Annotated in this window: 14 protein-coding genes and 1 tRNA gene; 4 read left to right on the forward strand and 11 right to left on the reverse strand. The window is 59.6% G+C overall.

Annotated features, from left to right (window positions below):
• Nucleotides 1-41: 41 nt before the first annotated feature.
• The 3 genes from recJ to ACM62R_RS14145 all read left to right on the forward strand — a co-directional run bounded on the left by recJ (nucleotide 42) and on the right by ACM62R_RS14145 (nucleotide 3,355).
• A complete protein-coding gene (recJ, locus tag ACM62R_RS14135; protein WP_415184686.1) occupies nucleotides 42-1,790 on the forward strand; it encodes a single-stranded-DNA-specific exonuclease RecJ in 1,749 nt (582 codons plus the stop codon).
• A 103-nt stretch (nucleotides 1,791-1,893) separates the two neighbouring features.
• A tRNA-Glu gene (locus ACM62R_RS14140) sits at nucleotides 1,894-1,968 on the forward strand.
• 160 nt (nucleotides 1,969-2,128) lie between these two features.
• Entirely contained in the window at nucleotides 2,129-3,355 is a 1,227-nt protein-coding gene (locus tag ACM62R_RS14145) for a tyrosine-type recombinase/integrase (RefSeq protein ID WP_415184687.1), read from the forward strand.
• A 337-nt stretch (nucleotides 3,356-3,692) separates the two neighbouring features.
• Here ACM62R_RS14145 and ACM62R_RS14150 read toward each other — a convergent pair whose 3' ends face one another.
• From ACM62R_RS14150 to hemP, 11 genes are all read right to left on the reverse strand, one after another.
• Nucleotides 3,693-4,565 carry a terminase large subunit domain-containing protein gene (locus ACM62R_RS14150; protein ID WP_415184688.1) on the reverse strand — a complete coding sequence of 291 codons (873 nt, stop codon included), beginning with the start codon at nucleotides 4,563-4,565 and terminating at the stop codon, nucleotides 3,693-3,695.
• A 354-nt stretch (nucleotides 4,566-4,919) separates the two neighbouring features.
• Entirely contained in the window at nucleotides 4,920-5,144 is a 225-nt protein-coding gene (locus ACM62R_RS14155) for a hypothetical protein (RefSeq protein ID WP_415184689.1), read from the reverse strand.
• Complete coding sequence (locus tag ACM62R_RS14160) at nucleotides 5,141-5,689, reverse strand: head-tail connector protein (protein ID WP_415184690.1); 549 nt, start codon at nucleotides 5,687-5,689, stop codon at nucleotides 5,141-5,143. Before ACM62R_RS14160 ends, ACM62R_RS14155 begins: the two co-directional genes overlap by 4 nt.
• Nucleotides 5,686-6,132, reverse strand: coding sequence for a hypothetical protein (locus ACM62R_RS14165; RefSeq protein ID WP_415184691.1), 447 nt, complete (start codon nucleotides 6,130-6,132; stop codon nucleotides 5,686-5,688). Before ACM62R_RS14165 ends, ACM62R_RS14160 begins: the two co-directional genes overlap by 4 nt.
• A 723-nt stretch (nucleotides 6,133-6,855) precedes the next feature.
• Nucleotides 6,856-7,653, reverse strand: a complete 798-nt coding sequence (locus ACM62R_RS14170; RefSeq protein ID WP_415184692.1) for an energy transducer TonB family protein — start codon at nucleotides 7,651-7,653, stop codon at nucleotides 6,856-6,858.
• Nucleotides 7,650-8,048 carry an ExbD/TolR family protein gene (locus tag ACM62R_RS14175; RefSeq protein ID WP_415184693.1) on the reverse strand — a complete coding sequence of 133 codons (399 nt, stop codon included), beginning with the start codon at nucleotides 8,046-8,048 and terminating at the stop codon, nucleotides 7,650-7,652. The genes ACM62R_RS14170 and ACM62R_RS14175 overlap by 4 nt, the downstream gene beginning before the upstream one ends.
• A gap of 45 nt (nucleotides 8,049-8,093) precedes the next feature.
• The gene (locus ACM62R_RS14180) at nucleotides 8,094-8,474 is read right to left on the reverse strand and encodes an ExbD/TolR family protein (protein ID WP_415184717.1); all 381 of its coding nucleotides are present in this window, start codon (nucleotides 8,472-8,474) and stop codon (nucleotides 8,094-8,096) included.
• Nucleotides 8,474-9,184: a MotA/TolQ/ExbB proton channel family protein gene (locus ACM62R_RS14185; protein ID WP_415184694.1), complete on the reverse strand. Its 711-nt coding sequence runs from the start codon at nucleotides 9,182-9,184 to the stop codon at nucleotides 8,474-8,476. The genes ACM62R_RS14180 and ACM62R_RS14185 overlap by 1 nt, the downstream gene beginning before the upstream one ends.
• Nucleotides 9,185-9,379: 195 nt before the next feature.
• The gene (bfr, locus tag ACM62R_RS14190; protein WP_415184695.1) at nucleotides 9,380-9,865 is read right to left on the reverse strand and encodes a bacterioferritin; all 486 of its coding nucleotides are present in this window, start codon (nucleotides 9,863-9,865) and stop codon (nucleotides 9,380-9,382) included.
• A complete protein-coding gene (locus ACM62R_RS14195) occupies nucleotides 9,813-10,112 on the reverse strand; it encodes a bacterioferritin-associated ferredoxin (RefSeq protein ID WP_415184696.1) in 300 nt (99 codons plus the stop codon). The genes bfr and ACM62R_RS14195 overlap by 53 nt, the downstream gene beginning before the upstream one ends.
• Nucleotides 10,113-10,150: 38 nt before the next feature.
• On the reverse strand, nucleotides 10,151-10,303 hold the full coding sequence (hemP, locus tag ACM62R_RS14200; protein ID WP_415184697.1) for a hemin uptake protein HemP: 153 nt from the start codon (nucleotides 10,301-10,303) through the stop codon (nucleotides 10,151-10,153).
• Nucleotides 10,304-10,777: 474 nt separating this feature from the next.
• Here hemP and ACM62R_RS14205 point away from each other — a divergent pair, with 474 nt between their 5' ends.
• Nucleotides 10,778-12,814 carry a TonB-dependent receptor gene (locus ACM62R_RS14205; protein ID WP_415184698.1) on the forward strand — a complete coding sequence of 679 codons (2,037 nt, stop codon included), beginning with the start codon at nucleotides 10,778-10,780 and terminating at the stop codon, nucleotides 12,812-12,814.
• Nucleotides 12,815-12,862 lie beyond the last annotated feature (48 nt).

The following is a 12,862-nucleotide window of genomic DNA, read 5'->3' on the forward strand; positions in this document are numbered from 1 at the left end:
AAACCTATGGCACCCCGGGGCGGAATCAGCGATGAAGGGGCATGACTGTATCAGCCTTTTTGAATGTCGAAAGCTCGGCCACAGGCAGACGCTGGATTGGCCCCGGTATCGAAGCTGATCGGCTTGCCGAAGCGATGGCACAGGAAACCCGCCTGCCGTTGCCGCTGGCCCGTGTGTTGGTGGCGCGTGGGGTCGAGCCGCAGGATGCGGCACGATTTCTGGCGCCGCAGTTGCGAGATCTGCTGCCCGACCCACGCAGCCTCAAGGGTATGGAGCGTGCAGCCACTCGGTTTTTGACCGCCGTCAAGGCGCACGAGAAAGTGGCGATTTTTGCCGATTACGATGTGGATGGCGGTGCCTCTGCTGCGCTGCTGATCACCTGGTTACGGCAGATGGGGCAGCGGGCGACGCTATATATTCCCGACCGCATCAGTGAGGGCTATGGCCCCAACGAGCCTGCGATGGCCGAACTGGCGCAGGCTCATTCGCTGATCATTTGTGTTGACTGCGGCACGTTGAGCCATGCGCCGATTGCGGCGGCTGAAGGCGCAGATGTGCTGGTACTGGACCATCATCTTGGCGGTGAGGAGCTGCCCCCTGCATTGGCGGTGGTCAACCCGAACCGGCAGGATGAGGATGGCGCGCTGGGGCATCTGTGCGCCGCCTCGGTGGTGTTTTTGATGTTGGTCGAGGCCAACCGCCAGCTGCGCGCGGACGGCGTGCAGGGGCCGGATCTGATGGCGATGCTGGATCTGGTCGCACTGGCGACGGTGGCAGACGTGGCACCGCTGATCGGCGTCAACCGTGCATTGGTGCGCCAGGGGCTGAAGGTGATGGGACGGCGCGAACGCCCCGGCATGGTAGCGCTTTGCGATGTGGCACGGATGGATCAGGCCCCCAGCACCTATCATCTGGGCTTTCTCCTGGGGCCGCGTATCAATGCTGGTGGCCGGATCGGTGCCGCTGATCTTGGCGCAAGGCTACTGGCCAGCGACGATCCACATGAGACGCAGGCCTTGGCCGAACGGCTGGATATGCTGAACACCGAGCGGCGGGATATTGAAAACCGGGTGCGCGACGCGGCCTTGGCGCAGGCTGAGGCGCGCGGGCTGGATGGCCCTTTGGTCTGGGCAGCGGGCGAAGGCTGGCACCCTGGTGTGGTGGGTATTGTCGCTGCGCGGTTGAAAGAGGCAACCAATCGCCCCGCAGTCGTGATCGGATTGGAAGGCGGTATCGGCAAGGGCTCAGCCCGGTCGGTGGCGGGGGTAGATCTTGGCGCGGCAGTGCAGCGCGTCACCGCCGAGGGGCTGTTCTTGAAAGGCGGCGGCCACAAGATGGCCGCCGGGCTGACATTGGCCGCGGATAAGCTGGAACCCGCAATGGCGCGGCTGGCCGAGCTGCTGGCCCGCCAGGGCGCTGGCAATGCCGGGCCCCGCGATCTGCGCCTTGATGGTCTGCTAATGCCCGGCGCCGCCACCACAGGGTTGATCGACGAAATCGAGAAGGCCGGCCCGTTTGGTCAGTCCGCCCCTGCGCCCCGCTTTGCCTTTGCCGCGATGACGGTTTTTGCGCCGCGCCGGATTGGCGAAACCCATCTGCGCTTTAGCTTTGGCGATGGAATGGGCGCCCGTATCGACGCCATCGCCTTTGGCGCCTTTGACGGCCCGCTGGGGCCGATGCTGGAACAGCCGGGGGCTGCGCGCTACCATCTAGCCGGGCGATTGGAGATCAACAGCTGGGGCGGGCGCAACAAGGTACAACTACGCCTTGAAGACGCGTCAAAAGCCTGAGATTGCTTATCTTTCATCCCCACCCGCAAAGTTTTGCGAAAATCATGAAAAACCCCTTGCGAGTCACACCCGCCTGGCCTAAACACCGCTCCACGCCAAGTGTGGCCCGTTCGTCTATCGGTTAGGACGTCAGGTTTTCAACCTGAAAAGAGGGGTTCGACTCCCCTACGGGCTGCCACTTCCCCTTCGAAATGTGTTACAGTCGATTTCGCAGGCGAGAAAATCGTTTAAAATCAATCTTGCCAAAACCCATGCGTCTCCATGAGTGTCTATGCATCTCAGCGATGTTGGTATCAAATGCTGGTATCGGATTCGTCCGCGATACCAACAGGTGAATCATGGCTCTGGTTGACACGGCACTCAGGGGGCTGAAACCCCAACAAAAGCCCAAGAAATATAGCGATGGCGGCGGGCTGCACCTCTTGGTGAACCCCAATGGATCGAAGCTGTGGCGCTTGGTATACCGCTTTGAAGGCAAGCAAAAGACGCTGGCGTTCGGGGTCTACCCCAAGGTCTCACTGGCAGATGCCCGCGCCTTGCGGGACCGCGCTAAGAAGGCGCTGGCTGATGGTATCGACCCGGCGCGCAATACCAACAGCGCCACGACAGACCATGACACCTTCGAAGCCATCGGGCGTGAATGGCTGCGGGCGCAGGAACCGACATGGGCACCCAAATATGCCCCGCAGGTGTTCCGCCAGTTTGAACGAGACGTGTTCCCTGCGCTGGGCGCTCGCCCCATTACGGACATTGAACCCAGCGAAGTCTTGAAGCTCTTGCGGGCGGTAGAGGCGCGCGGGGCGCAGGACATTGCCAAGCGGCTGCGCCAGAAGATCAGCGCGATCTTCCGCTATGCCATCGCAAGCGACCGGGCCAAGCATGACCCAGCGGCCAACTTGAAAGGCGCGTTGAAGCCCCCACCCAAGACCCGCCACATGGCCGCGCTGAAAGCGGGTGAAATGCCCGAATTCATGCAGCGGCTACGCGCCTTCGACGGCCAGGCTAAGACCGCTTTGGCCCTGGAACTTGTCATTCACACCATGACCCGAACCAACGAAGTGCGCTTCGGGCGCTGGGCAGAGGTAGAGGGCGGTCTGTGGCGCATCCCTGCCGAACGTATGAAGTCGGGCCGGGATCACGTCATCCCCTTGTCACAGCAAGCCAAGGCAATCCTGGAACGGCTAAGGGCGCTGGCAGGCGACTCAGAATGGATAGCCGAAGGAACGCGCGGCAAGCCCATGAGCGAAAACACGATGCTCTTTGCTCTTTACCGCATGGGCTACCACAGCCGCGCCACTACGCACGGCTTCCGCGCCACCGCGTCGACCATTCTCAACGAAAGCGAACTGTGGCGTCCCGACGCGATCGAGCGCCAGCTTGCCCATGTTCCGGGCGACTCGGTGCGTTCCGCCTACAGCGCTGCGCTGTATCTGGATGAGCGGACGCGGATGCTACAATGGTGGAGCGACAAGCTGGATGAATTCGAGGCGGAGGGGAAGCCAGTCCAAGCAACGACAAACTCGCGCCTATCCGATACCGACCTATCAGACCTACTCGGCACCTAAGCGCGTAAGCTGTCTGCTTATCCAGACTTTCACATTTAGCGTGAAACTTCAATCACTTGCGCAGAATTCCCTCTGACGCTATAGTCGTCTTCGACCCTGTTCGATTCTGCCGCCACAAAAAAGAACAGGGCCATCGGGAAGCACCCCGATGACCCTTTGTGGAGATTACTATGGCAGAGTATGTCAGCACTATTGACCTTTTGCAATATCAAACTGACCCTGATCTGAGTGAAATTTCGACCAAAGCCCAAGGCTGCGATGTCCCACTAGCCGTTTCGATGTTCGCGGATGTGAAAGCGCAGCGGATTGAGTCGAACAACCTTTCCCTAAAACAGCTTCAAGCCCGGCTGCACCACACAACAGCTTCTGACAAGGCGTCCCTGCCGCTTGTCAAGCTGGCATCCTTCGGGGATTTGCGAACCGAAAATGGCAGCCTGCGCCATGATGCGAACCTGTTGAGCGTGTCGGGCGTGGAAACTCCCGCGCCTGTCAGCGCCGCTATCTGCACATCCAACTTCTGACCAACGCTGCTGCCTAAGCCGGACAGGATGGCGTTTTCTAGATCGTCGCCCTTGTCGCGCACCCATGCCGCCCGTTCATCCATGATTGCAAGCGTTGGGGCCCCGCCGAGAATGGACTTGCCATCAGCTGCGATCACCCGCACCAGCCCGCCGCCATTGCCCTCAAATTCAATTTCCAGTTTCGAGCCGCGCCGAATGATGAACTGCGCCTGATCCGCCTCGGGCAATCCTTGGATAAAGCCGAGAATAAAGCTGAACGCAGTCTTGGCCTGATCGCGGTTGCGGGCAGCGATGATGACTTCCCGCTGGGGCTGGGGCTTCACATCGAGTGCGCCAACCAGCTCAGCCAGAGCAAGGCCAGCGGAAAGGGCGGTCTTAGCGTTGCCGCGCCCGATGGACAGGACGCCAACCATCACTCCTTTGGAAAGTGCGCCTTTGACGAATTTCCTTTGAAAATCAGCGAGTTTAAGGGGTTTTCCAGCGTTTTTGCCTTGAGGAACGCGCAAAAGCCCCAAAAACTGAATTGCGCGTATCGGCTGCGATTTTCCCCGGATTTTTTCAAGAAGAGAGAAAGGACAACTCCCTCCCCGGTCCCCAGCCTTTTGCAAGGTCGCGGCATTGGGACCATTCCCGAAGAGGTCGGCGTGCTCATGAAGGTCTCTTGCTCTGATCATCGTGTTCTTCCTCATCTCTTCGCTTCTTCGTCGCTCTGTCCTCTTCATCCTGCTGGATGGTGAGGGTTGTTGTGATGGGTATAGGAAGGCAGCCCCGGCGCTTGCCGAGGCTGCCCCTATACCCACCGCGATCTTGCTGGCCGGAGCCGGGCCGCCGCTTAGGGTCCATCCATGCGCGCGTCCTCGCTGGATGGTTGACCGCTGCTTTCTGCACATGGACGCCGTGCAGGGGATCGGGCCTCGGTCTCTAGGACTGCCCTTGCTTTATGATCCCGCCCCGTGGTAAGCGCTTCCCTGTGCGGGGCCACTGTCTGAACCCTCCCCCGCACATCGGCCCGCCGCGTTAACGGCGGGCTTTCTTCTTTTCCCTCAACCCCTCTCGATCACGTCAATCTCGCCATCGTCAGCACCATGGATGAACAGCTCAGCAACCATCTGTTGCATGAGTGACAGTTGCTTAGATGAAGGGTGCCAGTCGGGGCGGCGGCGCGCCTTCTGGATCGACAGCGCGAAGTTGCGCGCCCATCCTGGCGGTGCCTTTCCAATCACTGTCCGCCAATGAAACAACAGCTCGTCAATGGTGCGTTGCGTCATAGCGAAACCCCCCGATACCTGGCCGCAATGCGGGCCATGTGTGGCGAGGTCGTCAGCGACTTGGCGCCCATCGGTGAACGCCCGTCATAGTAAAGCGCGGCCTGATCCATCACGGCTTGCGCAAGGTCGCGCGGCACATCTTGTTCAGACGCGCCAAACCCGGCTTGGTATTCAATGGTTAAGCGGTCGGGTAGTAACTCGTAGAATGGGGCGCGCCATCGAATATACGGACGCGCGCCGCCCTCAAAGGTGAACGCCGTAAACGGTTCGCCGTCTATTGTGACAGTTGGAACCGTGTCGTCAGCGGTTGGCCCGATAGGCAAGGTCAAGCTGCACTCGATTGCCGGGTCGAAGATCACCACACGGATGGTCTGATTTAGTAACGCGATCTGGGCGAATTGCTCGATCTCCGCAGTAGCCGCATCAATCATGATTGCAATTGCAGCGTCATCATCATTGTGACTGACGCGCATATGATTTTTTGCCGTATGGAGAGCGACAGCCGAGGCCGTGCCATTTGCGATTCGATGCACAAGCATTTTCATTGGCCGGCCTCCTTCTGCACATAGGCGAGGAAAGCGGCCTGATCCTTTGCGGGCATCGCCTGAAAGCAGACCAAGGCATAAGCTTTATGTTCTGCCGGAGTTGACCGCTTCGCCCAGCTCTTCGCTTCATCCATTGCGTTGATCAACGGAACGGGTGGCACTGGAACGCGCATGTCGTCCAGCGCGGCGGACATGAGCAACGCCGCGTCAAGTGGGTGGCAATCGGCAATCGCCTGGATCAACAAGGTTGAAGCCATCGCCCGAAGGCGATACTCTTCTAAGTCGAAGATACTGCTTTTCTGATCAGCCCCGATTGCGCCCGCCAGCGCGTCGGGGTTTTTCGTTTTGCCGTTGGACAAAGCGGGATTTTTCGCTTTGTTGTCAGAGGGGGTATTGGTGTCGATTGGACAGCCTATGCCCTTGTTATCGCTGGAAACTGACACAACCCTACGGGCTGTCACCTTACCATTTAAGTTTTTGATTTTATTGAGATTTTAAAAACTCTGAAATCTTTACCTAAAGACTGCCTAGACTTTCAAACGGCACGTTTAGGCGCGTGGACCACCAACCGAAGGCCATAACCGTTCACGCAAACGTGAGCCAGTCGCTTGCCGGGTGCATCCGCTTCGCGGCGTACTATGGCGACAGAAATGAATTTAAATGGAAAACATTACTTCGGACGCTCTTACGGGCTTGGGTTTGGTGATTACCTTTTTCGGGGCTGGAATAACGGCTCGCGCTGTCATGGTGAAGGACGACGGCGCAATTGAAATCGGAACGGCGCGGGTAATGGCCGATAACCGCGCCGACCGCATTCACAACCCAATGGTGCAGAACTTGCTTGCGTCCTCACGCGGGGCACGGCGTGGTTTGTGTCTTATCGCTGGCGGCACTTTGCTGCAAATTGTCCCAATAGCCTGTCGCCTTATTTCGTAGGCAATCGCTTAAAAACGCACCGGCGCTTCGCACAGCCGGGGTAGTCGTTCCTAATTGGGTCCATGGGATTTCAGAAACAGATTTCGGCGGCGCCGATTACAGGGCAATCGCACCGCCCTCGGCGGAATCTGGGCGGACAACCCCGTGAACTGCCGCGCCTATGGATATGCACCAGCCCAATATGGGCGCATTGATACCGCCGGAAAATTTTCCGCATTCCCAAAGCGGGCCTAACGGGAAAACTGGATCGCGAGCGAGAAGTCATAGCCCGTCTCCGAAAGGCCCTTGGGGGCAGCCGGGAATTTTCCGGCGCGTTTCACCGCCTGTAGCGCCGCCTGATCCAACGCCGCGTTACCCGATGACCGCACCACCGATACGGCCGCAAGCACGCCCGCACGCGTTACCTTCAGCCGCACCGTTACCTTGCCTGATGCACCATTGGCCGCCGAGGGATAGGTCTTGCGCCTTTCGATACGGGCGCGAATGGCTGCGCCCCAACTGGCCCGCAGATCCTGGGTGCGGGCCTTTGACAACGTGCCTGCCTGCGCCTGCCCGCCCGCCCCCACTGACGCGCCGCCCCCCGAACCCGCAGCACGCGCAGCGGGGGCAGCAGCGCTGGGTTTGCGGCTTTCAGCCTTTGGCTGAGGGTGTTTGACGGGTTTCGCCACAGGGTCGGGCTTGGGCAGGGGTTTGGTGTTTGGCAACGGCTTATCGGGGGGCGGTGGCGGGAATGTTGGCGCCTCTGGCGGCAACAGCGACAGTTCTGGCAACTCGATCTTGAACACCGGAATTTCGGGCGGGGTATCGGGCAGTTTCAAGTCAGGCTCGGGTAGGGTAATGCGTTCCCAATCTGCGATCAGCGCCAGCGTGGCGGCATCGGCGGGCTCCAGGCTGATCAGATCCTCGCCCCCCGCCCCCGAGGCAACCGCCCCCGCCCGCTGCGCGCCCATCGCAAACAGCCCCACATGCAGCCCCAGCGCCAAGGCGCCAAAAACACCAAACTCCAGCAGGCCGCGCGCGCGTGTCATGGTGCGGCCCCCACCACCGCCACCAGATCGACCGAGGCAAACCCCGCCTGCCCCAGTTGCGGCAATAACGCCGCCAGCCGGGCCGTTGGGGCCTGTCCGTCGGCGCGCAGCAGCAGGCGCGCGGGGGTCAGGTCACAATCCTCAAAGGCGCAAAATTCCTGACGCGCGGCGATCAGCGCCTCAAACAGTGGGGTGTCGTCATCGGCGCCGGTGCTGATCAGATCGTGAAAACCCAAAGCACCCTCAGCGCTGAGATAAAGGGTGAAATCCCCCAATGCCTCGGCCTCGGCGCGGGCCTCGGGCGGGGTGATGGCAAAGGGTTCGGGCGGGGCCATCTTTGCCGAGATCAGAAAAAAGATCAGCAGCAAAAACACCACGTTGATCATCGGCAACATGGTCTCACCGCCACGTCGGCGCGGAGGGGTGGAAAAATCCATCCCCTATTCCACCAGAATAAGCCGGGTAAAGCCGGCTTCGCGCAGATCATCCATTATCGTTACCAGATCTTGCAGGCTGGCGGTTTTGCCGCGCAGGATGATCGGGTCTGTCGGGGCGGACACCAACTGGCCAAGCTGTGCTATAAGGGCATCGCGTGGCAGATCCGCCCCGTTCAGCGCCAACATCCCACCGGCCCCGATATCCAGCAGACGCGCGGGCCCCTGCCACTGACCGCCTTGCCCCGTAGCCGCCGCCAGCGGGATAACACTGTCATGCGCAAACCGCGACGACAGCATAAAAAACACCAAAAGCAAAAACACGACGTCAATCATCGGCGTCAGGTCCGTGCGGCGGCGTGGTTTGGGGGTGGCAAAGGAAAACATCACTCGGCCGCGGCGGCGACAACCGGCTTGGCTTGGGTCGCGGCAGGCGCCGCGCCAATGAATACCCGCGTTGCGGTGTCTTCCATGTCGTGGCGCAGGCGGTCAACAACGCTTTCAAACCACGTCAACGCGATCTGCGCCGGAATTGCCACCGCCATACCGGCCGCGGTGGTCAAAAGCGCCTCCCAGATACCGCCGGCAAGGGCTGAGGGGTCTGCCCGCGCACCCGCCTCTTGCAGCGCCTGAAAGGCCGCGATCATACCCGTAACGGTGCCCAAAAGCCCCAGCAGCGGCCCGATGGTCGCGGCCAGTTCCAACCCGCGAAGCCCGCTGCGCGCCTGCGCCAAAAGCGCACGGGCCTGACGGGCGGTTTCAGTTTTGGCGTCCGCCTCAGAGAGGCCGGGGTCGGCGGCGCTGTCCATCGCAGCGCGCAGCAAACGCGCGCGCAATGACCGCCGACCGGCAAGGCAGATCCGCGCCTCATCTTGTTGCCCCTGCGCCCAGAACGCCAGCGCGCGCGCAGACCGCCGGCCGCCCGACCAGGCCCCAAACCACATCAACTGCCAGACCTTCCACAGGATCAACGTGGTCATCAAAACCGAGACCACCGCGATGGCCCACATCGCCGGGCCGCCCATGACGATAAAATCACGCAGCGTTTCAAGCCCCTGAGAGGCATCGAAAGCATAGGTCGTCAACAGTTGGTCCATCATCGTCTCCGGCAGGCGGTGTCAGCGGTTCGGCCCCGCATTTCCTACATATCTTCTCAATTTGCTTCCAGATATTTCGCGCAAGCGTTTGCTGGCGAGGCAAGTATAGGGCAAGACCCCGCCAATCAAAACAGCACGCCCAAACGAAAGGGCGCCCAAGGGCGCCCCGCGTTGCCTGAGATGATCACGGCGCGGTTATTCGGCCTCGTTCGCGGGCTTGGCGTTCAAAAGGCCGTATTTTTCTTCACCCAGACGGTCAAACAGGCCCAGTTGGGTCTCCAGATAATCAATATGCCCTTCTTCATCGGCAATCAGCGCATCAAAAAGGGCGCGGGTGACGAAATCACCCACCGCATCGCAGTGCTTGCGTGCCTCTATGTAAAGGGTGCGGGCGTCATGTTCGCCGGCAAGATCACATTCCAGTGTTTCGCGCAGGGTCTGGCCAATCCGCAGCGGATCCAGCTTTTGCAGGTTGGGATGGCCTTCCAGAAAGATGATCCGATCAATCAGCCGATCGGCATGGCCCATTTCTTCAATGCTTTCGGCACGGGATTTGGCGGCAAGATGACCGTAACCCCAATCTTCCTGCAAGCGAAAATGCAGCCAGTACTGGCTGACCGCTGTCAGTTCAGACCGCAGTGCCGCGTTCAGATACTCGATGACTTTGGCGTCGCCCTTCATGATATTTTCCTGTTCCAAGGTTCGGAATTGACCGGTCGGCCTCTGTTGCCCCAGCCACCTTCAAACTGGCACAACTACGCATTGTGTCAAGAAACAGTGGCATACAACCGCCACAATCAGCGCGTTTTCCCAATGCGCGATACACCTTGCCGGGGGTGATGATGGTAGCGGGATCAGCGGCGCGCATCCAATCCACAGCGGCGCGGATCTGGTGGTTCGTTATGTTCATGCAGTGGCAGACGATCATGGGACTCTCTGGGTAAGATTAAGCTGGGGGGTGAATACCTATTTGGTCAGGATCAGTTTTCCGGCCTTTGTGATGCGTAAAGTGTAGATCTGTTCATCCAGCACTATGCGCGCGCATGTCTGCCCCGCAGTCATGGCACGGGCATCATAGGAGGGCGTGTTATCCGCCAAGGTGGGGGACAGCATGCTCATGTCGCGTCCCTCAAGGGGTTCGACACTGCGTCGATCAGCGATTCTGGGCTGGGCCACCTTGAAAAGGCTTGCGCCAGTATTTCCATAAGCGACACGGACGTTTCCATATCATTCAAGTCCCACAAAGGCGTCTGCACAGTTTGCGCTTGCATATCTTTCTCCTTGGCAAGGCTACGCCGGGCTGTCCCCGCAGGGTGGCTGGGTCGTTTGTGTAATCTTATTTATTTAGTCACCTTTGTAAATCAGATTCTTTTAGTCACCTATAGCACGGCAATATTTGCCGCACCCGGTGCGGCACTATGGCGGCGCTTTGGTGTGGGAATTTGACCTATATCAATGATAACTCTGCCTAGAGTACGCATTAGCAACCGCTCGTTGGCGGGTAATCCGCTCGTTTTATATGGCGCCCGGCACGTTGCCGGGTTCCCGCCACCCCCGCTTGCCAGAACCGCCCTTGGTTCAAAGGATGACATCATGACCTGCCCTACCCCGCGCCACCCAAAGATCAGCCTCGCACTTTTGCTGGGGTCGGCCCTGCCGCTGGCCACCCCCGCCCTGGCGCAAGACAGCGATATTTTTGTTCTTGACGCAATTTCGGTAATCGGCACCGGCCTGCCAACCGAGGTGCTGAAAAATCCCGCCACCATCACTGTAATTGACGGCGAGGCGCTGAAGAAAACAGCGCCGGTTTCTGTTGCTGCGCTGCTGCGCGATGTGCCGGGGGTTCATATTGCCGAACAGGGAATCGAACGTATCAGCATCCGGGGCGAAAACTCGCGCCGGGTGGCAATTTTGATTAATGGGCAAAAGCTGGCCGATCACACAGACTATGGCCCCCCGGTACTGGTGGACCCAACCACGATTGAACGGATCGAGGTGGTGCGCGGTTCATCCTCGGTTGTGTCGGGTAGCGGCGCGATTGGCGGCGTGATCAACATCGTCACGAAAAAGGGGGCCAGCACCCCGTTCAGCCTGTCGACCACAGCGGGCTATATGTCCGCAACCGACGGCTACCGTTTGTCTGCCACCGGCGCGGGCACGATCAATATGGGCGAAGGCGCGCTGGATTACCGGCTGAGCCTGGGCAAGATGGATCAGGGCGACCGCAAAACACCCGATGGCACGCTGGACAATTCGGATGTGCAAGATGAAAGCCTGTCGGCGTATCTGGGCTACCGTCAGGGCGACCACTACTTTGGCGTCAGAACACAGGCCTATGACATCGCCTCCAACGTTTATACGGGCGATCCGAGTTTTACCCTGTCGCTGCCGCGCCGCGAGCTGCGCAAATTCTCTGCCTTTTACGAAGGCACCAATCTGACCCCTTGGCTAAACCATTTGACTGTTGACGCCTTTCGCCAGACGATTGACCGTGAATTGGTGACCAATCTCATCCAAGGGCCCATCGGTGTCAGGTCCCGCGCGGTTGATGATCAGGCAACCTGGGGCGCCAATCTGCGCGCAGAGATGAGCTTTTCCGACACCAGCCGCACCATGGCGGGGCTGTCCTATACCGATGATCAGTTGATCGCCAACAAGACCACATCCATAAGCCGCCCTCCCCTTCCCTTGCCGATCACTACCGTCACGCGTGATGACGCCACGCTCAAAACCTTTTCTGCCTTTGCGCAGCATGAAATTGAGCTTGGCAATAATCTGACCGCCACATTTGGCGGGCGCTGGTATGACGTTCAGGCCAGCCTTGACGCATCAACAAAAAATGGGGTCAACAACCCGCTGTTTTCAAACTCTGACAGTATGGGGCTTGTTTCGGCCGGGCTGGTCTGGTCGCCGGATGAGACGCTGGCACTGCGCGCGAACCTGTCGCAAGGCTATATCTATCCGACGCTGGGCCAGATGTTCCTGACCGCTACGGGTGGTGACCGCACAATTATCGGCAACCCCGATCTTGCGCCGGAAAAATCCACCACCTTCGAACTTGGCGGCCGGTTCGACCAAGGTGGCACAGTAATTGATGCGACGCTGTTTTACACTGACGCCAAGGATTACATCGCCGTTGTCAACACCAGCGCGCCCGGCGCGACCCCCCGTACCGCCACCTATGAAAACGTTGACAAGGCCCGCAGCTACGGGGTCGAGCTTTTGGCCGAGCAGCACATGGATGCCTGGGGCATCACGCCCTATGCCTCGGTTGCGCTGATGCGCCGGGAACTGACCTATGCCAATAGCTTCAGCACAACCGATAGCGGCACCCCGGCCTTTTCGGGCAGTGTTGGGGTGCGCAAGGACTGGGCACTAGCCAACGTCACAGGCACGTTCGATCTGTTCCTGCGCGGCGAATCCTCCGTCGATTTCCGGGCCGAAGATGGCGTGGTAACAGATTCGGCTGCGGGCTACGGCACACTGAACCTGCGTTCTGACATGGTATTCAACAACGGCATCACCCTGACGGCCGAACTGAACAACATCACCGATCGCAGCTATCAGGCCTACGATCAGGCGCCAGGAACAGAACGCTCGCTCAGCCTGTTTGTCACCAAGACATTTTAAGCATGCGAAGGGGGGCCTGCCCGTCCGGTGCCGGCCCCTCCATATTGA

It is taken from the genome of Phaeovulum sp. (genome assembly GCF_047638075.1).
Lineage (GTDB): Bacteria > Pseudomonadota > Alphaproteobacteria > Rhodobacterales > Rhodobacteraceae > UBA6197.

Bases quoted from the DNA above. Each gene is read 5' to 3' on its own strand.
- bfr (WP_415184695.1), bottom strand. From the start codon at position 9,865: ATGAAGGGCGACGCCAAAGTCATCGAGTATCTGAACGCGGCACTGCGG.
- ACM62R_RS14180 (WP_415184717.1), bottom strand. From the start codon at position 8,474: ATGTTTTCCTTTGCCACCCCCAAACCACGCCGCCGCACGGACCTGACG.
- ACM62R_RS14170 (WP_415184692.1), bottom strand. From the start codon at position 7,653: ATGACACGCGCGCGCGGCCTGCTGGAGTTTGGTGTTTTTGGCGCCTTG.
- ACM62R_RS14160 (WP_415184690.1), bottom strand. From the start codon at position 5,689: ATGAAAATGCTTGTGCATCGAATCGCAAATGGCACGGCCTCGGCTGTC.
- ACM62R_RS14150 (WP_415184688.1), bottom strand. From the start codon at position 4,565: ATGAGGAAGAACACGATGATCAGAGCAAGAGACCTTCATGAGCACGCC.
- ACM62R_RS14155 (WP_415184689.1), bottom strand. From the start codon at position 5,144: ATGACGCAACGCACCATTGACGAGCTGTTGTTTCATTGGCGGACAGTG.
- ACM62R_RS14195 (WP_415184696.1), bottom strand. From the start codon at position 10,112: ATGATCGTCTGCCACTGCATGAACATAACGAACCACCAGATCCGCGCC.
- ACM62R_RS14145 (WP_415184687.1), top strand. From the start codon at position 2,129: ATGGCTCTGGTTGACACGGCACTCAGGGGGCTGAAACCCCAACAAAAG.
- hemP (WP_415184697.1), bottom strand. From the start codon at position 10,303: ATGAGCATGCTGTCCCCCACCTTGGCGGATAACACGCCCTCCTATGAT.
- recJ (WP_415184686.1), top strand. From the start codon at position 42: ATGACTGTATCAGCCTTTTTGAATGTCGAAAGCTCGGCCACAGGCAGA.
- ACM62R_RS14205 (WP_415184698.1), top strand. From the start codon at position 10,778: ATGACCTGCCCTACCCCGCGCCACCCAAAGATCAGCCTCGCACTTTTG.
- ACM62R_RS14175 (WP_415184693.1), bottom strand. From the start codon at position 8,048: ATGTTGCCGATGATCAACGTGGTGTTTTTGCTGCTGATCTTTTTTCTG.
- ACM62R_RS14185 (WP_415184694.1), bottom strand. From the start codon at position 9,184: ATGGACCAACTGTTGACGACCTATGCTTTCGATGCCTCTCAGGGGCTT.